This window comes from Candidatus Binatia bacterium, assembly GCA_036493895.1.
Classification (GTDB): Bacteria; Desulfobacterota; Binatia; order UBA1149; family CAITLU01; genus DATNBU01.
This window is the reverse complement of record DASXOZ010000017.1, coordinates 138,043-157,510: the sequence shown is the minus strand read 5'-3', so window position 1 is coordinate 157,510 and position 19,468 is coordinate 138,043. Positions and strand designations below refer to the sequence as shown.

Annotated in this window: 17 protein-coding genes and 2 tRNA genes; 4 read left to right on the top strand and 15 right to left on the bottom strand. The window is 65.0% G+C overall.

What is annotated here, in order from left to right; translation table 11 throughout:
* Window positions 1-87: 87 nt before the first annotated feature.
* The gene (locus VGK20_04990; GenBank protein ID HEY2773391.1) at window positions 88-2,439 is read left to right on the top strand and encodes a hypothetical protein; all 2,352 of its coding nucleotides are present in this window, start codon (window positions 88-90) and stop codon (window positions 2,437-2,439) included.
* Between the two features lie 68 nt (window positions 2,440-2,507).
* On the opposite strand, the gene VGK20_04985 is transcribed toward VGK20_04990, so the two are convergent.
* Window positions 2,508-2,951, bottom strand: a complete 444-nt coding sequence (locus VGK20_04985) for a hypothetical protein (protein ID HEY2773390.1) — start codon at window positions 2,949-2,951, stop codon at window positions 2,508-2,510.
* 848 nt (window positions 2,952-3,799) lie between these two features.
* Between VGK20_04985 and VGK20_04980 the strand changes: the two genes are divergently transcribed.
* Together VGK20_04980 and VGK20_04975 are read left to right on the top strand one after the other, a co-directional pair.
* Window positions 3,800-4,723, top strand: coding sequence for a DUF1566 domain-containing protein (locus tag VGK20_04980; protein HEY2773389.1), 924 nt, complete (start codon window positions 3,800-3,802; stop codon window positions 4,721-4,723).
* 343 nt (window positions 4,724-5,066) lie between these two features.
* Window positions 5,067-5,789 carry a DUF1566 domain-containing protein gene (locus tag VGK20_04975; protein HEY2773388.1) on the top strand — a complete coding sequence of 241 codons (723 nt, stop codon included), beginning with the start codon at window positions 5,067-5,069 and terminating at the stop codon, window positions 5,787-5,789.
* A gap of 449 nt (window positions 5,790-6,238) precedes the next feature.
* On the opposite strand, the gene VGK20_04970 is transcribed toward VGK20_04975, so the two are convergent.
* Window positions 6,239-6,628 carry a diguanylate cyclase gene (locus tag VGK20_04970; protein HEY2773387.1) on the bottom strand — a complete coding sequence of 130 codons (390 nt, stop codon included), beginning with the start codon at window positions 6,626-6,628 and terminating at the stop codon, window positions 6,239-6,241.
* Window positions 6,629-7,091: 463 nt separating this feature from the next.
* On the opposite strand from VGK20_04970, the gene VGK20_04965 reads away from it, so the two are divergent.
* Window positions 7,092-7,301 carry a helix-turn-helix domain-containing protein gene (locus VGK20_04965; GenBank protein ID HEY2773386.1) on the top strand — a complete coding sequence of 70 codons (210 nt, stop codon included), beginning with the start codon at window positions 7,092-7,094 and terminating at the stop codon, window positions 7,299-7,301.
* 37 nt (window positions 7,302-7,338) lie between these two features.
* Here VGK20_04965 and VGK20_04960 read toward each other — a convergent pair whose 3' ends face one another.
* The 13 genes from VGK20_04960 to VGK20_04900 all read right to left on the bottom strand — a co-directional run bounded on the left by VGK20_04960 (window position 7,339) and on the right by VGK20_04900 (window position 19,429).
* Window positions 7,339-7,767 (bottom strand): hypothetical protein, encoded by a 429-nt coding sequence (locus VGK20_04960; GenBank protein HEY2773385.1) that lies wholly within the window; start codon window positions 7,765-7,767, stop codon window positions 7,339-7,341.
* 159 nt (window positions 7,768-7,926) lie between these two features.
* Window positions 7,927-8,322, bottom strand: coding sequence for a hypothetical protein (locus VGK20_04955; GenBank protein ID HEY2773384.1), 396 nt, complete (start codon window positions 8,320-8,322; stop codon window positions 7,927-7,929).
* 233 nt (window positions 8,323-8,555) lie between these two features.
* Window positions 8,556-8,631, bottom strand: a tRNA-Val gene (locus VGK20_04950).
* Window positions 8,632-8,706: 75 nt separating this feature from the next.
* Window positions 8,707-11,199 carry an endopeptidase La gene (gene lon / locus VGK20_04945; protein ID HEY2773383.1) on the bottom strand — a complete coding sequence of 831 codons (2,493 nt, stop codon included), beginning with the start codon at window positions 11,197-11,199 and terminating at the stop codon, window positions 8,707-8,709.
* A gap of 146 nt (window positions 11,200-11,345) precedes the next feature.
* Entirely contained in the window at window positions 11,346-12,599 is a 1,254-nt protein-coding gene (clpX, locus tag VGK20_04940; protein ID HEY2773382.1) for an ATP-dependent Clp protease ATP-binding subunit ClpX, read from the bottom strand.
* 26 nt (window positions 12,600-12,625) lie between these two features.
* Window positions 12,626-13,219, bottom strand: coding sequence for an ATP-dependent Clp endopeptidase proteolytic subunit ClpP (clpP, locus tag VGK20_04935; protein HEY2773381.1), 594 nt, complete (start codon window positions 13,217-13,219; stop codon window positions 12,626-12,628).
* 49 nt (window positions 13,220-13,268) lie between these two features.
* Complete coding sequence (gene tig / locus VGK20_04930; GenBank protein ID HEY2773380.1) at window positions 13,269-14,582, bottom strand: trigger factor; 1,314 nt, start codon at window positions 14,580-14,582, stop codon at window positions 13,269-13,271.
* A gap of 79 nt (window positions 14,583-14,661) precedes the next feature.
* Window positions 14,662-14,745: transfer RNA gene (locus tag VGK20_04925), tRNA-Leu, on the bottom strand.
* A 179-nt stretch (window positions 14,746-14,924) separates the two neighbouring features.
* A complete protein-coding gene (locus VGK20_04920) occupies window positions 14,925-16,010 on the bottom strand; it encodes an SGNH/GDSL hydrolase family protein (protein HEY2773379.1) in 1,086 nt (361 codons plus the stop codon).
* 18 nt (window positions 16,011-16,028) lie between these two features.
* A complete protein-coding gene (locus tag VGK20_04915; GenBank protein ID HEY2773378.1) occupies window positions 16,029-16,241 on the bottom strand; it encodes a DUF5989 family protein in 213 nt (70 codons plus the stop codon).
* Window positions 16,242-16,271: 30 nt separating this feature from the next.
* Complete coding sequence (locus VGK20_04910) at window positions 16,272-16,676, bottom strand: SxtJ family membrane protein (protein ID HEY2773377.1); 405 nt, start codon at window positions 16,674-16,676, stop codon at window positions 16,272-16,274.
* 23 nt (window positions 16,677-16,699) lie between these two features.
* On the bottom strand, window positions 16,700-18,538 hold the full coding sequence (locus VGK20_04905; GenBank protein HEY2773376.1) for a carbamoyltransferase: 1,839 nt from the start codon (window positions 18,536-18,538) through the stop codon (window positions 16,700-16,702).
* Between the two features lie 216 nt (window positions 18,539-18,754).
* Entirely contained in the window at window positions 18,755-19,429 is a 675-nt protein-coding gene (locus VGK20_04900; GenBank protein ID HEY2773375.1) for an HAD family hydrolase, read from the bottom strand.
* Window positions 19,430-19,468 lie beyond the last annotated feature (39 nt).

Genomic DNA, 19,468 nt, shown 5'->3' with positions numbered 1-19,468 from the left:
CGAGACGCTCTCGCACACCAAAGGCAGAGGACGCGCATTGGAAGCCGCGCCCGATTCGGGAGACATTCTTCGACAGCGCTAGCGGCCTTGCCGACAAGCATCGACGGCGGCACCACGCTGACCGCAAGGGGAGACCTCGAGATGATCGAGCTGATTGAGGCTCGCGACTGGCAATGCCGTGTCGCGGCCGTCGCCATCTGTTTGATTGCGGCCACGTTGATGACGGCCACGCCGCCGTCTCCTGCATGGGCCGCCAATGGCGACTGCGGGCAACCGTCGAGCACCGGCGCGGCTCCGAAGGCGAGCGACGCGCTGTTCATTCTCAAGACCGCAGTGAGCAGCGAGACGTGCGATCTGTGCGTCTGCGACGTCACCAACGACGGCAAGATCACGGCGTCCGATGCCCTGAAGACGCTGAAGGTAGCCGTCGGTCAGAACGCCACGCTCGCCTGTCCCGCGTGCACTCCGCATCTGTCGGGCAAACTGCTCGTGCCCGGGAAGTACGGGATGAGCGGACAGCAGCCCGCCGCGGCGCCGGCCGGCAGCAGCGGGTCAGGATTTCGCGGGCTGGTCCCGACCAACGGCGTGACGGTCGAACTCGTCGCCCTCGATGCAGACGGTAATCCCGAGGCTCCGGTGCTCGGCAGCACCGTCACCGGCCTCGACGGAAGCTTCTCGTTTACGCCGGCGCCGACTCCCGGATCGCAGCTCATCGTGCGCGCGAATCTTCCCGGCCGGGACCTGCGCGCGTTCGTGACCGGAAACGCGGTCGTACTCGATCCCGGCAGCGAAACCATCGTCGCTGCGGCCATCGAGGCGGTAAGCGCCGACAACAATTCGACGCTGGCGCAGCTGACGCTGGCCGAGATCGATGCGCTCTCGGCACTGGTGCGCAAATCCGACGTGGATTTCAGCCAGATCTCGACGACGGGCGACGCCGTGCTTGCCATCGACACCGCTACCGGCGGCGTCTACGCCGAGATGACAGCCGATTTCGCGACCGGCAGCGGAGCGGCGCCGGCTCCGGCCGGCAACTTCCATACGGTCGCGTTCGGCGGACGGCTCAGCTTCGCCTTCTCGCCCGCGCAAGGGCAGACGCCGAGCCAGAACGTCCGTGCCGTGGAAGTCCTCGCGACGTCCGACCCGATCTCGATCGCCGGCAACGGCTCGGTCACGCAGCCGACTTCCACCGGTCGCGACCACGTGTTGACCGAGACTTCCGGCAGCGTGCCGCAGCAGTCGGGGCCGGACCTGGCGATCAACGCGTCGGCTGCGCTCGTGACCGAGGACATCAACGACACGCCGGGCGATCCTTCTGCGATCGTTCTTTCGGCCAATCACGGTTCGCTGCTGCTGGTGCCCAACACGCCGGCGTCGGAAGGAAACGAGGTGGCAGGCGGCGCGCTGGCCGACGGCAGTGCCTTCGCCGTGATCCCGTCGCTTTCGATCGCGCCGGGCCAGAGCGAAGGCGGCAGCGATGCCGACTTCGCGCTACGCAAAAGTGAGGGTCTGACCAACGCGAGCCTGTCGGGAACGTGGTCCGTTGTGGTGCTGCGATTCGCCGTCGAAGCGACGACCGACGCGACGAACGTGCACCGCGCCGTCACCGGGCGCAGCAGCAGCAACACGATCACGTTCGATGGCGCCGGACACCTCAGCATGGGAGGCGAGACCGGCGTCGAGATCAGCCTGTCGAAGGACGGGGCGCTGCCGGCTGCTCCTCCGGCCGCTCCGTTCGTCGTGCTGTCCGAAAGCCAGATCGACAAGCCGGCGCAGAACAACCTCGACTACACGCTCGCCGCGGACGGCACGCTGACGCTGAAATCGGGCAGCGACGTTCTGGCACTCGGCGCGGTCACGCCGGATCGCAACGTGCTCGTGCTGCGCGGCGACGACGCGTCGGGCGACTCCGGCAAATCGTCGATCCTCGTCGGGCTCAAGCGCGGCAGCGGGCTCAGCAACTCGACGGGACACGGCACTTACCGCTCGGTCCAGTTCGGTCTGCACCTGGAGGCCAACTTTCAACCGGGCACGCCCGATGTATCGCCGGACGTGAGCTACCGTGCGGTCGCGGTGACGCACAGCCTTGGCACGCTGGATCTGGACGGTGCCGGTACGGCTTCCGTGCACCGGGGCGTCGGACGCCGGCTCGTGCTGAGCGAGACCTCCTCCGTGCAGAAGTCCAATTCGAATGCAGACGTCGTCTCGGACGCCGACGTCAATCTGAGCACGAACACGGACCTGGACAGCAGCGGAACGGAGACGCACACCTACTCGGTCGCGTCCAATGGAGTCGTCACGATCGACGCGGCCGACAACGGCGGCATGCAGGGCTACATCAGCCCGGACGGAAGAGTGTTCCTGCTGCCGAACGTAGGCAGCGACAGCAGTGACCAGAAGGAAATCGGTATGCTGATCACGCTGAGGGAGCCTCAGTAGAATTCCATCGCGACGCGTGTGTGGCACCGCCGCGGCCGACAAGCGGATTCCGGAAATCTGCCGCCTCGCTACAGCACCCGTACCAGCACGGACACGACGCCGATCCCCGCGGCCATCATTCCGCCAAGGCGCATCGTCATGCGGCGCTCGAGATCGGCCAGGCGCGCGTCGAGAGTGCCGTCGAATCGCGCCGACTGCTCCGCGAAACGGATCGCCGTGCGCTTTTCCTGCTCTTCCAGGCGGATTTCAATGCGCTTTTCGAGCTCGACAAGCCGCGCATCGAAGTGGCGTTCGAGGTGGTCGAAGCGCGCGTCGACTGCGGAAAAGCGAGCGTCGATCGCGGTGAAGCGCGCGCCGAGCCGTGCGTCCATCTCGCTCAGATCCTGCTTTGTCGCCAGCGAATCCGTCATGGCTGCCGCGAGCGCTTCGGCCTGTCCTTCGGCCTGCTTCTCGCTGAATCCAGCCTCCCGGAGCCGCCGGGCGTATGCAAGCGTGTCGATCGCGACGGCCATCGGCATCCTCCAGTGTGGGCAGCTGACTCGAGTTGAGCCGGCCTGCCACAAGGGAGCTACCGCCTGTTGAGGTAACTGGTCAATGAAAACGATGGAATAGTGCGGAACGGTTCCGGCGCCGCGGATCCGCCGCCGCCAGCTGGCACTCAGACCGTGTCTGTCCAGTCCGCAACTTCGGCGCGGTGACTCCCGCGACCTACGCTGCGTCGCTGGAAAATCGAAAAGAATTGGTGCGCGGTGCTGGGCTCGAACCAGCGACCCCCGGCTTGTAAGTGCGGACGAGGATGATGACGAAACGTTGGTGTGACGAGCGGTTGCAAGTGAAGACGCACACTTAGCGATTTGCAGACTTCCACTGGCTTCGATCACTTTCGACTGAGTTCGATCATCAACCGGCACCAGAACCGGCACCAGCTCGCGTCCGCAGTGCGGTGGTGCACATCGAGCTGGTCGCCGCCGAAGTGCGCAGGCTTCGTTACCTGCGCGCAGCGCGACGCAGCGGGCGGAGCCCCAGGACGAGAGTGCAGCGCTGGTCCCAGGGTCAGTGGCGGGCGTCCACCGCGGAAGGTGACGGGGACGTGAGCGATCCCGATTGCCCGCCGCCCCCTACCCCGGCGGCACCCCGGGGCCACCGCCCCCAGCGGCCTGGATTCTGGGTCTGAAGGCCCTCAGCCAATCGCACAACAAAATTGGGGCTGGTGCATTTGCACCAAGCGACCCGGAGTCTGCTGCGGCCTCGTTGGCCGTGGGTGGCCCGCACCCGCTCCGAGCCCGCCAGCGCCCCCGCTGCACGGCTCCAGCCACACTTCCGGCTGGATTCAGTCCTGACCGGGGACGAGTGTGGGCCTATGCGAAAGACGATCACGGTGGCGATGGTTGCAACCGTCTTACTGAATGCTGGTGTGGTGCTGGCGGCCGATCCGGCTCCCGTCTGCGGTGACGTGAACAACAGTGGCAACCTCAGCGCGTCAGATGCGCTCGCGGTGCTCAAAGCTGCTGTCGGTCAGCAGATCACGCTTCAATGTGCACCGCCGGGCCTGCCCCTGGGCAGCGGCCAGACGGAGAGCTACGGCAGAGGCGACGACGGCGAGGTACGGTCGGGGTTGACGCTCGCCTACACGGATAACGGCGACGGCACGATCACGGACGGAAACACGGGACGTATGTGGGAGAAGAAGATCGCGTGGGACAACAACGCGGACAACAATCACGTGTACTGTACGGATGAAGACGGGACCTGCGCGAATCCGCACAACGCCAACAACACTTATCTCTGGACCGCGAACGCCAATCCAGGCACCGCGTACAACGGCGCGGCGGTCACGATATTCCTGAATCAACTGAACAACCGCTGCGACAAGGACACGACGCTTCCTTGCACGACCAACACGGATTGCTCGGTTCCCACCGGTGCTTGCGGCTTCGCTGGACACCGCGACTGGCGGCTGCCGAGCATCAAGGAACTGGTCAGTATCGTGGATTACAACATTCCGTATCCGGGGCCGACCGTGAACGCAGCGTTCAACGGCGCGAGCTGCGGGCTTGCGTGCACGGCCATCACCGATCCGACGTGTAGCTGCACCGCGGCTGACTCCTATTGGTCGGCGTCTACGTACGCGGCCTACCCGGGCGACGCGTGGAGCGTGTACTTCAGCCTCGGCGGCGAGGGCGCGTTCGCCAAGGGCGGCAACTTCTTTGTTCGTGCTGTTCGTGCCGGCTTCTGCGCAGGCGGCGCCGTCGCGGGTGACGGCTGGCTCTGCAAGTCGGGATAAGTCGTGACTCGGCATCGGGCAGGCAGCACAGTATCGTGACCGAGGGCTGCACCACGCGACTCTCCGTCACGGCGGCGGCAGCACCGTTGCCCGCAACTGTGCGCGAGGACGCGACCGTGCTGGATGCCGCGGGGTTCGAGGCTACCCGCCACCGCCCCCAGCGATTTCGCGGCTGGGCCTGAAGGCCCTCGGGTAATCGCGCAATAAATTTAGGACTGGAGCATTTGCACTGAATGACCCGTGCTTCCGGCGCTGGCTTCAGCCCTGACCGGGAACAAGTGTGTCCTTCATGCGAATCATGATCATAGGGGCGGCTCTCGCCGCAACGATATTGCACGCTGGCGTGGCGCTTTCCGCCGACCCGGTTTGCGGGGACGTCAACAGCAGCGGCAAGGTCACGTCATCGGACGCGCTTTTGGTGCTCAAGGACGCCGTGGGACAGCCCGTCGCGCTGGAATGCCCGCGCTGCGGTGATGGGACAATCGACGCTATCGAAGACTGCGACGTCGGGAACCTGAATGGCGCGACGTGCGTGACGCAGGGCTTCGCGGGCGGCACCCTCGCGTGCGCGGCGGGCTGCACGTTCGACACGAGCGGCTGCTACGCGACCCGCTTCGATGCGTCGGGGGACACGATCATTGACCACAAAACAGGGTTGGAGTGGGAGAAGAAGGACGCTTCGGACCGAGTGCCCAACCTCACCGATCCCCACGACGTGGACAACTCCTACCAGTGGAGCAGCTCCGGAACCGCTCCGGACGGCGGTGCGTTCACGGACTTCCTTGCCAAGCTGAACGGTGGCACTTCGCCCGACGGCGTTGCGACGACAGGCTGCTACGCGGGGCACTGCGACTGGCGGCTGCCGACCGTCGAGGAGTTGACGGCGCTCCCCGGTTGGCCCCTTGGCGCGGAGTTTCAGCCAGACGCAGCGTCGGACTACTGGTCCGCGTCTACCGACGCGAACGATCCGTCGTTCGCGTGGCTCGTCGGCACCGTCGACGGGTTCGCGTTCAGCGACTTCAAGACATTCAACATCTTCGTCCGTGCCGTTCGCTCCGGCTCGTGACTCTGAGCGCGACGTAGGACTGCACCACGCGGCTCTCCGTCACGGCGGCGGCAGCACCGTTGCCCTCAACTGTTCGCGAGGACGCGACCGTGCTGGATGCCGCGGGGTCCGAGGCTACGCCGCCACCGCCCCGGCAAGCGTGCAACTGCGGCCGAAGCCTCTCGGGGAATCGCACAGCAAACTTTCATGACGAGTGGCTGGGCTCCCGCATCCGACTCAGATCCGTCAATTGGGATCCTTCGTGCTCTCGCTTCGCGACACGAGCTGCCGCTCGGCCACGTCTAGGAATGCCTCCGTGACCTGAGCCTTTCGCTGAACCTCGATTCGTAGATCACCGAGCGCTTCGGCGAATCCACGCCGTATGGCTTGAGTGCCGGGACCGTCCGCTACCAAGAATGGATTCACTACTGACGTGCGCAGACATGGCCCGTTCTTCACTGGCGCTCGGCCTAGCTCCCGGGACCGGGCAATGTGGCGTTGAAACCGCACCCGGGGCAGGTGACTAGAAACGACCTCCCTCGCTCCCCGACTGTTGTGATGTCGCGCGCATCGAGCGGGATCTGATTCACAGGGCACATCGCTCCACCTCGCCGCAGAAGATCGAGCCGCAATCTCTCGCTCATCTCTTCCGATAGCGTTCCGGGGAGCGCAACTTTTCGAGCGGGCTTCCGTACCTGATCCGGCGCTGGTGGCGGTTCGCCGGAGACGCGGACCAAGTTACGGCCAAGCTGTTTGGCTTCATACATCGCCGCGTCCGCCATTTTGACCCACGCGTCTTCCGTCTCGGCGTGCATCGGGGCGAGCGCCACTCCACAGCTACACGTGACCGCGGAACTCACGGGGTTGAGCGACTCGACCTCACGCCTTGACCACTTCAAGAAGATTAACGATACGCGTGGACACCAAGCGGGCGACAGAGTGTTGTCTGAGGACGCGCACGCCAGGCCGGATTCCTTTCGTATTCCCGCCGTTCCTGTCCCCGCCTCGCGACCGCGTGGGACAGGGACTGTGTCGCCCGCAATCAGCCGCACGCCACGGTCGAGCACAGACGCACCACCGCAGAGCTATGGCTTGACGTCTGGGGTTACACGCCATCGCCGTGGGAATTTTCTCCCGAGCTTCAGGCTCGCATCTATCGGATGCTTCGGATGCGTGGCGTTCGACGGCCGGTCGTAACTCGTCACACTATCCATGCCCGTCGAGTACCCGCCGATCGCGCTGAGACTGTCCTGGCTGAAGTCATGGGGCTCATGCGGGAATGGCTTCTGGAAATGCATGCCCTCTACAGCAGCCGTGACGCGCATGTCTGACCGGCTGCTTACAGTCCGCGAAGCTGCGGAAATGCTCGGGCTCAAGCCATCCACGATGTATGCGCTCGCCTATGAGCGACGCATCGCGACGGTGAAGATTGGCCGCGCGCTCCGGTTCAAGACAAGCGAGCTTGAGAAGCTGGTGAAGCGGTCCGAGCGACCGGCGCTGCGCAGCTTCAGTGAGCGTGACAACGGCGAATAATGCAGACAGCTCTTGCGCAGACACGCGCAATGCGACATCAATCACGACGCACGCACGTGCGATCTAGAGTGACGCGATGACGAAGAACGACGACAGCAAGCCCGAACGCAAGCGCAGCGGCAGCAATGACCGTGGCGTCTTCGAACGTCCGCGCGGCAGCGGAGTGTGGTGGGTACGCTACCATGACGAGCAGGGCCGCGAGCACCGCGAGCGCGTAGGCACCAAGGCGCTGGCGCGCAAGGTCTACACGAAGCGTAAGAACGAGGTTCACGAGCGCCGCTTCTTCCCGGAATCTATCGGCCGACGCGACACGCTGCTCGCCGACATGATTGACGACGTGATGAAGCGCGCGAAGGGCCGCATTCGCGCCTTCAGCGACTACGAACGCTACGGCCGTTATTGGAAGGAAGCCTTCCCGGGCCGGACGCTCGCGCAGATCACACCGGGCGATGTTGAGCGCTACCAAGCCGAGCGCATCAAGACATCCGCCCCGGCCACCGTGAACCGGGAAGTAAAGTTCCTGAAGCGCGTGTTCAACATTGCCGTCGCCGACGGACTTGTGCCCGCGAACCCAACAAACCGCGTCAAGTTGTACCGAGAGAACAACGAGCGCGTGCGATTCCTCTCAGCCGACGAGGAGACCAAGCTGCGCGAAGCAATGAAGCCTGCCGACTGGCCGCTGGTCGCCTTCGCGATCCACACCGGCCTGCGCCAGGGCGAGCAATTCGGACTCCGTTGGGACAACGTGGACTTCGCCGCTGGCGTCCTCACCATCCCGCTCAGCAAAAGCGGCAAGCTGCGGCGCGTGCCGATGAACGACACCGTGCGGGCGATCCTGCGCGAGCTTCCGAGCCGAGCTCGAAACGACTTCGTGTTCCCGTCCAAAGAGGTCAAGACGAAGGCGGGCGAGGCGAAGGGCGGCCAGACCGCCCGGGACGCCAAGAATTTCGTGCACCGAGCCTTCCTGCCCGCGCTCAAGAGCACGAAGGTCGAGGGCCTGCGCTGGCACGATCTGCGGCATACCTTCGCGTCTCGCCTCGTTATGGCAGGGGTGGACATTCGGACTGTGCAGGAATTGATGGGCCACCAGTCAATTGTGATGACGCTGCGTTACGCGCACCTCAGCCCAAGTCACCAGCTCGCGGCGGTACAGAAGCTGAACGCAGCAACCGGCACCACTACCGGCACCAGCACCGTGCGTGATCCCGGCACGGCACGAGCACCGCGCAAAGTGGCTGAAAACGCTGCAAGAATTGGTGCGCGGTGCTGGGCTCGAACCAGCGACCCCCGGCTTGTAAGGCCGGTGCTCTCCCGACTGAGCTAACCGCGCAAAAACCGGTGGGCGCAAATGAAACGGGGACAGTCCCCATTCCGAATTGGAATGAGGACTGTCCCCGATGCTGGATCAGTGCGTGATGACCTCGGTGCCTTCCGGGGTCGGCGTCACCACGGGCGGCGTGACCGGCTGCGAGATATCCATCTCGAGCGGCAGCGCGCCGAGGTCGCGCGTGCGCAGTCGCAGGAACACCGACTTGCGGCCTTCCGGCAGCATCAGCGCGGCGTCGAGCACCTCGTCCATATGCTCCACCGGGCGGATCGCCAGAGCGCGAAGCACGGACGGCGGCAGGTCCTGGATGTCCTTCTCGTTCTCGGCCGGGATGATCACGCGCTTGATGCCCGCGCGGTGCGCAGCCATCAGCTTTTCCTTGAGGCCGCCGATCGGCAGGACGCGGCCCCTCAGCGTGATCTCGCCGGTCATCGCGGTGTCGTGGCGCACCGGCATGCGCGTCAGCGCCGAGACCAGTGACGTCGCCATCGTGATGCCGGCCGACGGGCCGTCCTTCGGGATCGCGCCCTCCGGTACGTGCAGGTGCACGTCGATGGTCTGGTAGAAGTCGTTGCGGAAACCGAGCTCCTGCGCGCGCGAGCGCACGTAGCTCATTGCCGCTTCGGCCGACTCCTTCATGACTTCGCCGAGCTGGCCGGTGATCGTCAGCTTGCCCTTGCCCGGAAGCACGGTGACTTCCGTGTTGAGCAGCTCGCCGCCGAGCTCGGTCCACGCCAGGCCCGTCGTGATGCCGACCATCGAGTCCTCTTCGGCGCGGCCGTAGCGGAACTTGGTCGGTCCGAGGTACTTCTGCAGCGCCTTGGCCGACACGACGATGGGCTTCGGCGACTCGGTCGCTGCGACCTTCACGGCCACCTTGCGGCACACCGCGGCGATCTCGCGCTCGAGGTTACGGACTCCCGCTTCCTTGGTGTAGTGCCGGATGATCGACATCAGCGCCTGGTCGGCGAAGATCACCTGCTTGTCGGGCAGGCCGTTGGTTTCGCGCTGCTTGGGCACGAGGAAGTTCTTCGCGATCTGCAGCTTCTCGAGCTCGGTGTAGCCCGGGATGCGGATGATCTCCATGCGGTCCTGCAAAGGACGCGGGATGCGGTCGAGCGTGTTCGCGGTCGTGACGAACATCACCTTCGACAGGTCGTAATCGACGTCGAGGTAGTGGTCGTTGAACGTCGCGTTCTGCTCGGGATCGAGCACTTCGAGCATCGCCGAGGCGGGGTCGCCGCGGAAATCGGTGCTCATCTTGTCGATCTCGTCGAGCAGGAACACCGGGTTGCCCTTTCCGGCCTTCTTCAGGCCCTGGATGATCTTGCCGGGCAGCGCTCCGATGTACGTTCTTCGGTGGCCGCGGATCTCGGCCTCGTCGCGCACGCCGCCGAGAGAGACGCGCACGAACTGGCGTCCCGTCGCGCGGGCGATCGAGCGGCCGAGCGACGTCTTGCCGACGCCCGGAGGTCCGACGAGGCAGAGGATCGGCCCCTTGATCGAGCCGACGAGCTTGGTCACCGCGAGGTACTCGAGGATGCGCTCCTTGACCTTGTCCAGACCGTAGTGATCCTCGTCGAGCACCTTGCGCGCGGCGCCGATGTCGATGCGGTCCTCGGTGTAGTCGCCCCACGGCAGCGCGAGCATCCAGTCGATGTAGTTGCGCACGACGGTGGCCTCGGCCGACATCGGCGACATCATCTTGAGCTTCTTGATCTCCTTCTCCGCCTTCTCGCGGGCGTCGTCGGGCATCTGCAGCTTGGCAAGGCGCTCCTCGAGCTCCTGGATCTCGTTCTTGAACTCGTCCTTCTCGCCGAGCTCTTTCTGGATCGCGCGCATCTGCTCGTTGAGGTAGTACTCCTTCTGCGTCTTCTCCATCTGCTTCTTGACGCGGGAGCGGATGCGCTTTTCGACCTCGAGGATCTCCATCTCCGAACGCATGAAGCCGAGCACCTTCTCGAGGCGCTCGCCGATGTCGAAGGTCTCCAGCAGGTCCTGCTTGTCTTCGAGCTTGACGGTGAGGTGCGACACCACGGTGTCGCCGAGGCGCGACGGGTCGTCGATCGACGCGACCGTCATCACCATCTCGGGCGGAATCTTCTTGTTGGCGCGCACGTAGGCTTCGAACGTCGAGTTGACGCTGCGAACGAGCGCCTCGATCTCGGCGCCGGCGGCAATGCCTTCCTCGATCGGCTCGACCTGGACCGCGAAGTAGTTCTCCTCGGGTGTGAACGCCGTGATGCGGGCGCGCCTCTTACCCTCGACGAGCACCTTGACGGTGCCGTCGGGCAGGCGAAGCAGCTGCACCACCTGGCCGAGCGTCCCGACTTCGTGGATGTCCTCGCGGGTGGGATCGTTGGTCTTGGCGTCCTTCTGCGCCGCCAGCAGGATCGCGTGGTCGCCGGCCATGGCAGCCTCGAGGGCGGCGATGGACTTCTGGCGGCCGACGAACAGCGGCACGACCATGTGCGGGAAGACGATGATGTCGCGCAGCGGCAGCAACGGAATGGCCGACGCGGCCTTCTGGGGCTGGTCACTTTCCCCTGACCGTGGATTTCGGAAGATCATCGGCTCGCGTTCCTTGCTCATCGGGTCACCTCTTCTCCCTCGCCTGCCAGCCCCCACTCCACTTGCGTGGCCCAGCCAGGCACCGTATCCGCCCGGTGTAACGTCTGGATCTCGCCGTTCACCGGTTCGCGACTGGGTACCAGGCCCTAGCTGGCCCTCGTCGCACTGGTATAGACGACGATCGGGCTCTCTTTTCGCTCGACGACTTCCTCGGAGATCACGACTTCTTCGATCTCGGCCTGGGACGGGATGTCGTACATCACGTCCAGCATGATCTCCTCCATGATGGCCCTGAGGCCGCGCGCGCCGCTTTTGCGGCGGAAGGCTTCCCTCGCGATGGCCCTGAGTGCCCCCTCCGTGAACTTCAGCCGCACGCTCTCCATCTCGAACAATTTCGAGTACTGCTTGGTCAGGGCGTTCTTCGGCTCCTTCAAAATGCGCACGAGTGACTCTTCGTCAAGGTCGCGCAGCGCGGCAATCACCGGGACTCGGCCGACAAACTCGGGAATCAGGCCGAATTTGAGCAGGTCCTCGGTCTGCACGTCGACCAGAACCGAGGTGGTTTCCTTCTCTTTCTTGGCGCGGATGTCGGCGCCGAAGCCCATGCCCTTCATGCCGATGCGCCGCCGGATGATGTCGTCGAGGCCGACGAAGGCGCCGCCGCAGATGAACAGGATGTTGGTCGTGTCCACCTGCAGGAATTCCTGCTGGGGGTGCTTGCGCCCACCCTTGGGAGGAACGCTGGCGGTGGTGCCTTCGATGATCTTGAGCAGCGCCTGCTGGACGCCTTCGCCCGATACGTCGCGCGTGATCGACGGGTTGTCGCCCTTGCGCGCGATCTTGTCGATCTCGTCGATGTAGACGATGCCGCGCTGGCACTTCTCGACGTCGTAATCGGCGTTCTGCAACAGGCTGAGGATGATGTTCTCGACGTCCTCGCCGACGTAGCCGGCCTCGGTGAGGCTCGTGGCGTCGGCGATCGCGAACGGCACCTGCAGGAAGCGCGCGAGCGTCTGTGCGAGCAGGGTCTTTCCCGAGCCGGTCGGACCGATCAGCAGGATGTTCGACTTCTGCAGCTCGACGTCTCCGGTGACCATCGAGCTGTCGATGCGCTTGTAGTGATTGTGGACCGCGACCGCGAGAACCTTCTTGGCCTTCTCCTGGCCCACGACGTACTGGTCGAGCACCTTCTTGATGTCGGCCGGCTTCGGAACCGACGAGACGGCGCTGATCGATTCTTCCTGGTCGCACTCCTCCGCAATGATGTCGTTGCAGAGATCGATGCACTCGTCGCAGATGTAAACCGTCGGCCCTGCGATCAGCTTGCGAACTTCCTCCTGCCCCTTGCCGCAGAAGGAGCACACGAGGTCCTTGGTCTTGTCGTCTCCCTGTTTCCGCATGGTCGGCTCCAGCAGTCCCCCTGGGTCTAGGTTGCGCCGGGCCGGGACGTGATCACCTGATCGATGATCCCGAACTCCTTCGCTTCCATCCCTGTCATGAACCGGTCCCTGTCCGTTTCCTTTTCAATCACCTCGAGTGATTGGCCCGTGTGTTTTGCGAGGATCGCGTTGAGCTCCTCGCGTACTCTCAGGATCTCCTTGGCCTGGATGGCGATGTCACTTGCCTGTCCCTGCGCGCCGCCCATCGGCTGATGAATCATGATGCGCGCGTGCGGCAAAGCATAGCGCTTTCCGGTCGCTCCCGCCGCCAGGAGGATGGCCCCCATGCTGGCGGCCTGTCCGATGCAGAGCGTCGAAACCGGCGGCCGGATGTACTGCATCGTGTCATAGATGGCCATGCCGGCCGTCACAGACCCCCCCGGGGAGTTCAGGTACAGGTAAATATCCTTGTCGGGATCTTCCGACTCCAGGAACAGGAGCTGTGCAGTGACGAGCGAAGCGGAGATGTCATTGACGTCGGACGACAGGAACACGATGCGTTCCTTGAGGAGCCGGGAATAAATGTCGTAAGCCCGCTCGCCGCGACCGGTCGTCTCTACGACCATGGGTACCAGATTCATTCTCACCTCTGTGTAGGGCGGCTCCGGGCTGAAGCCGAGTCTATTGGGTTCATCCACTCGCGGCAACTTTGCTTTCCTCCACCTCGCGCTCCTGCACAGCGGCGTTTTCGAAGACGCACTGCGCCGCTCTCTCGCGCAGCATGCTGCGACGAAGCTCGACGATGGCGGCGGGTTGGGAGTAGTGACGACGCACCTCCTCGACGCGGCGTCCCGCCGACGCCAGGTGCATCCGGACCCTCTCCTGCAGGTCCTCGCGGCTGACGTCGATGTTCTCGGCCTGGGCGATCGCATCCAGGATGAAGCCGGCCCTGAGCTCGGCGCGGGCGCGCGGCGCGAGAGCTTCGTGCAGCTTCTTCGACTCCTCGCTGTCGTGCTCCACGTTGGCCTCCATCTCGTGCATGTAGCCGTGGATGGTCTCGTGCAGCAGGGCGGAGGGAACCTCGAACTCGTAGGCCTCGACGAGCTTGCCGATCAGCGTGTTCTGCACGCGGCGGTCGGCCTCGCGGCGGGCCCGTTCGGCCAGGTCGGTGCGGATCCTGCCGCGAAGGGCGTCGAGCGTCTCGATGCCCTCGATACCGGCCTCCGCAGCCAGGCTGTCGTCCAGCGGCGGAAGCACCTTGACCTTGATCTCGGTCACAGTGACCTCGAAGCGGATCGTCTTGCCGCGCACGTTCTCGTCGCCGTGCGTGTCGGAGAACGACACCGTAACCGGCGAGCGCTCCCCGCGCCGGATGCCGACGAGCTGCTTCTCGAACTCCTCGGGAAAGCGGCCCGAGCCGACTTCGAGCACCAGCCCTTCGCCCGCAGTGCCGGGCACCGCGGTGTCGCCTTCGAATCCGAACATCGAGAACACGACGACGTTGCCCTGCTCGACGGTGTCCCTTTCTTCTTCGACGCGCAGCACGGCCATGCGGTTTCTCAGTGCCTCCAGCGAAGCCTCCACGTGGGAGTCCTCGACCTTGGCGACGAGCTTGTCGACTTCCAGTCCTTTGAACTGCCCCAGCTTGACGTCCGGCCGCACGTCGACTGCAGCCTCGAACGACAGCCCGGCTCCCTCGCCGGGGTACTCATGCTTTACCAGGCGCGGAGCCGTGACGACGTCGAGCTTGTGCTCGCGGATCGAGTGCGCGCAGCCCTCCTCGATCAGCTCGCTCAGCACGTCGCGTTCGACCTCGGGGCCGTAGACTTTTTCGAGCATGGGCCTTGGGGCCTTGCCCTTGCGGAAGCCCTTAAGGTGGGCGCGTCCCTGGAGCTGGCGGTAGGCCTTGTCGAAACAGCCCCGCACGTGATCGGGCGACACCGAGACCTTCATCGTCCTGGCGATGGGTCCCGTCTCTTCGATGGTGGACTGAATGTCGGACATTTCTAGATCAAGCTTCCTCTGACGTTCTTCGTTCAACTGGCCGGTTTGTCACCGGATTACTTTCTGTCGCGTCGCGGAGTGCGAGAGGGGGGACTCGAACCCCCATCCGCCGAAACGGGCTGGATCCTAAGTCCAGTGCGTCTGCCAGTTCCGCCACTCTCGCCCACTCGACGCTGGGTCAATGAATGGGGTCAGGCACCAGCGGAATACTGCGCATCGGCACCCCGGCCGCTTGAGCCTGTCCTATTCCGCTGGTGCCTGACCCCATTCCGCTGGTGCCTGACCCCATTCCCAATCCGCATTTTCCGCGGGGGACGGGACGGTTCCACCCTCGCGGCCGATTTACAAGTGACGGTCGGCGTCGGGGCGCAGGTGGTCGCGCACGTAGGGCTCGAGGAAGCGGGCCACGGCGGCGTGACCGGCTTCCGTAAGGTGGCCGTCGATCGGGTAGAACAGCGGTTTGGCGCTGCGCTTGAACTCCTCGACGAGGTTCGGCGTGACGTCGACGTGCTCGATGCCGTCCTTCGTCATCCGCTGGCCGATTTCGCGGGCCGGCTGCGTCAAGTCGTAACGCTCGGCCAGGCCGGGAACCTTGGATGCCAGGCTGGTGTAGGCGTCGGGCTCGACCATCGACCGGTACGGGATCTCGAGCACGAGAAGCGGTGCCCGCAGCCTGCGACTCTGCTCGGCCACGCGCACCAGCAGCGCCTCGGCATCGGCGTAATCCTTGATCGCCTCGGCGCCGAGATCCTTCTCGCAAAGCCCGAGGTAACCCTCGTAAGGCAGCCATTCTCCTTCCTTTTCGCTGCGACCCTTGCGGATTCCGTAGATTCCGTCGTGGACCAGGCGCACGAGCTTCCACTCGTTCGGCTGGCGCACCGGGTACTCGCGGGTCTTGTTGTGCAGGCTGCCGTCGGCCCTCTCCTCCCACTCGTCGTTCTGCGAGAGGTCGTTGCCGAGGTACATCGCGTAGAGCACGAGGTCGGGCGAAAGGCGCGGCCCGTACTCGGCGAGGACCCGGGGCTGCTGGACGATCTCGTAGCCGCCGGTGCCCATGTCCTCGACGTCGATGCCGAGGTCCTTCTCGAGCAGGTCGGCGAATAGCTTGCCGCGCTCGACCCCGTAGCCCATCGCGAAGGAATCGCCGATCAGCATGACCCTGGGCTTGTTCTTGGGTCCGGGCTCGTCGTCGCGCATGCCGAGGGAGTTGGTCTGAATGCGCACGTCGTACTCGGGGCCGCGCATGCGCACGTCGATGTCCGGCGCCAGGCGAAAGCCGAACAGGTCGCTGCGGATCCACGGAGAGAACGTTGCCGGGGGATAGTCGACGACGCGAAGGACGACCTCGACGAGGCCGAGGGTGAGCCCGGCGGCGAGGAGCGCCGCCAGGGCTGCAAAGAGCGCCGCAGGGCGCCGCGACGGGCTCACGGGCGAGGCCGCCGCGGCCTAGAACAGCGTGTAGATGAACGGAGCGGCCGCGCTGCCGCCGAAGATCACCAGTGCGCCGACGAGCAGCAGCACGACGACGATCGGTGTGATCCACCACTTCTTGTTCTGGCGAAGGTAGTCGAGGAACTCGCCTGCCAATCCCACCTGGGCTTGTCCCGCTTCGCGCTCGAACTCGCTCGCTCCCTTTCGTGGTGCCGTGTTGTCAGCCATCGCTCGCCTGTTTGTGGAAGTTGGGTCCGCTCAGAACTGGCGGAAGTAGCGCGCCACCGGGGCCTGCTCGTGGATGATCCAATAGGACTGGGCGCTTCGGTCGAAGCTGCGGTTCATCGGGTCGTGGCCGAGCAGGCGAATGACGATGCCCACCGGCGTCAGTACGAAGAAATAAATGAAACCGAGGAGCAGGTGCGAGACGGTCCAGCCGATCGGAAAAACCGCGACCATCCATCCGACGTAGACCCGCTTCAGCAGCTGCGGAGCGGCAGCGCCGAGGATTCCTCCCGCGGCAGCCAGCGCGGCAAACACCTCGACGGAAGTCGTCAGGCCGCCGCGGTGGTAACGCCCCGCCGCGATCAGCCCGAAGAAGCCGAGGCACAGGAAGCCGAACTGCCGCAATTCCTTGCGGGTCGGGTTCCAGTTGATTTCCATGATCGCCACGGCGCCATCCTCCGTCAGTCGAGCTGGAACTGGGACAGGTAGGCGGCGACGTCGATCTCCTTCGCGCCCACCTGCTCTTTCTTGAGCAGCACGAAGTTCTCGAGCACCAGCACGTCCATGTTGGTCGCGAGGAAACAGCGGTAGGCGTCCGAAGGAGTGCAGACAATCGGCTCGCCGCGCACGTTGAAGCTGGTGTTGATCAGCATCGGGCACCCGGTCTTCTCTTCGAACTTCTCGATCAGTCGCCGGTAGCGGCCGTGGCGTGCAGCATCGACGGTCTGCACGCGCGCCGAATAGTCGACGTGCGTGATCGCCGGCACGTCCGAGCGCGGCACCTTGAGCTTCTCGATGCCCTTCAGGCCCGCGGCCTGGCCGTTGACGGCAAGACGCTTGTCCTCGTTGACCGGCGCGACGATCAGCATGTACGGGCTCTCGTCGCTCGTGCGCATGCCGAACCAGTCGCTCGAGCGCTCGGCCAGCACGGACGGTGCGAACGGCCGGAACGACTCGCGGAACTTGATCTTCAGGTTCATCGTCGACTGCATCTGGCGGCTGCGCGCATCGCCGAGGATGCTGCGCCCGCCGAGAGCGCGAGGGCCAAACTCCATGCGGCCCTGGAACCAGCCGACGACGTTTTCGCCGGCCAGCAGCCCGGCGACCTCGTCGCAGAGCACCTCGTCGTCCGCGTACTCGTGCGCGACGGCACCTTCGGATTCGAGGAAAGCGTGGATTTCTTCGCGCGAGTAGCGCGGTCCGAGCAGGCTGCCGTACTGGCTGTCGCTCTTGCCGACGGTGCGAGGCTTGTCGAGGAGCTGGTGCCAGACGTACAGCGCGGCACCGAGCGCTCCGCCCGCATCCCCTGCGGCAGGCTGGATCCAGATGTTCTCGAAGGGGCCTTCGCGCAGCACCTTGCCGTTGCCGACGCAGTTGAGCGCGACGCCGCCGGCCAGGCACAGGTTGTTCAGTCCCGTCCTGCGGTGCACGTGCCGCGACATGCGCAGCATGATCTCCTCGGTGACTTTCTGGATCGACGCCGCGATGTCCATGTGGCGGTCGTCCAGCGGAGACTCCGCAGCACGCGCCGGTGCGCCGAAGAGCGCATCGAACTTCGGCGACGTCATCGTCAGACCCTGGCAGTAGTTGAAGTACGACATGTCCATGCGGAACGAGCCGTCTTCCTTGACGTCGACCAGGTTGGCCAGGATCTTGTCGGCGAAGGTCGGCTCGCCGTAAGGAGCCAGGCCCATCAGCTTGTATTCGCCCGAATTGACCTTGAAGCCGCAGTAGTACGTGAACGCCGAGTAGAGCAGTCCGAGCGAATGCGGGAAACGAAGCTCGCCGAGCAACTGCATGCGGTTGCCGCGGCCTTCGCCCCAGCTCGAAGTCGCCCACTCGCCGACACCGTCGAGCGTCATCACCGCCGCCTCCTCGAACGGCGACGGGAAGAACGCGCTGGCCGCGTGCGACTCGTGGTGCTCGGTGAAGATGCAGCGTCCCTTGTACTGGCCGCCCAGTCCCTTGCGGATCTCGCGCGGGATGTAGAGCTTCTGGCGCAGCCAAAGTGGCATCGCCTTCATGAACGACGGGAAACCCTGCGGCGCGTACGCCAGGTAGGTCTCCAGCAGCCTTTCGAATTTGAGCAGAGGCTTGTCGTAGAAGACGACGTGGTCGAGATCGGCAATCGAGATCCCGGCGTGGTCGAGGCAGTAGCGGATCGCGTGCTCCGGGAAGCGGTGGTCGTGCTTCTTGCGCGTGAACCGCTCCTCCTGGGCCGCGGCGACGATGTTGCCATCGATCAGCAGCGCAGCAGCGGAGTCGTGGTAGTAGGCGGAGATCCCGAGAATGGCAGTCATGCGTTGCGTCAGCCGCGGGGTCCGGACGCGTCCTCAAGGCGCGGGTCGCGGGCCGGCGGCAGTCAGCCACTATAGCGTCTGAGCCGGCGACTTCCAGCGACGGTCCGGACTCGGCGCCGCCCGGCCGCAAGAACGGCAGAAAGATCAGCGGAAAGATCAGCGGAGGACCGACAGGAGATCGAACGGAGATCGGATCGACGGCAATGCGGCGCCGCGTCAGACGCAGCGAGGGCCCGAGCTCTCCACTGCGCGCAGGATCTCGGCCGGATCCGCGGCGATCCGGTCTGCGCCGGCCGCCGCAAGCTCGGCGCGCGAACGAAATCCCCAGGCCACTGCGACGGCCGGCATCCCCGCGGCGCGTGCAGTCGCAAGATCGGTCGGCGTGTCGCCGACGTACAGCACCTGTGCCGGCGCGAGGCCGAGAAGTGCGGCGATCTCCATCGCGCCGGCCGGGTCCGGCTTGCGCGGCACTCCGGGCCTCTCGCCGAACACGACGCGGAACTTCCAGCGGCCGAGCAGCGACGTGGCGAGGCGCCGCGTCAGGTCGTCGGGCTTGTTCGACAGGATCGCGACCGGAATGCCCCGCCGCTCGAGCTCGTCCAGAAGCTCGGGAATTCCGTCGTACGGCCGTGTGCGAAGCTCGGCCCGCGATGCGTACGTCCTTCGCAGGCGCTCGAGCGTCGAAGCGATGGTCTGTTCGTCACAACGATCCGCCGGCAGCGTCCTCATGACGAGCGACCTCATGCCGTCCCCGACGAAAGCGCGGTAGCTCGACAGGTCGTGGGCCGGAAATCCCTGCTCCTCGAGCACGGCATTGACCGACTCGCCGATGTCGGCCAGCGAATCGAGCAGGGTCCCGTCGAGATCGAACAGCACGGCGCGCGCGGGCATCGGCTGCGGGTGTGTCTGCAGCGGCCGGCGGTGTCGAAC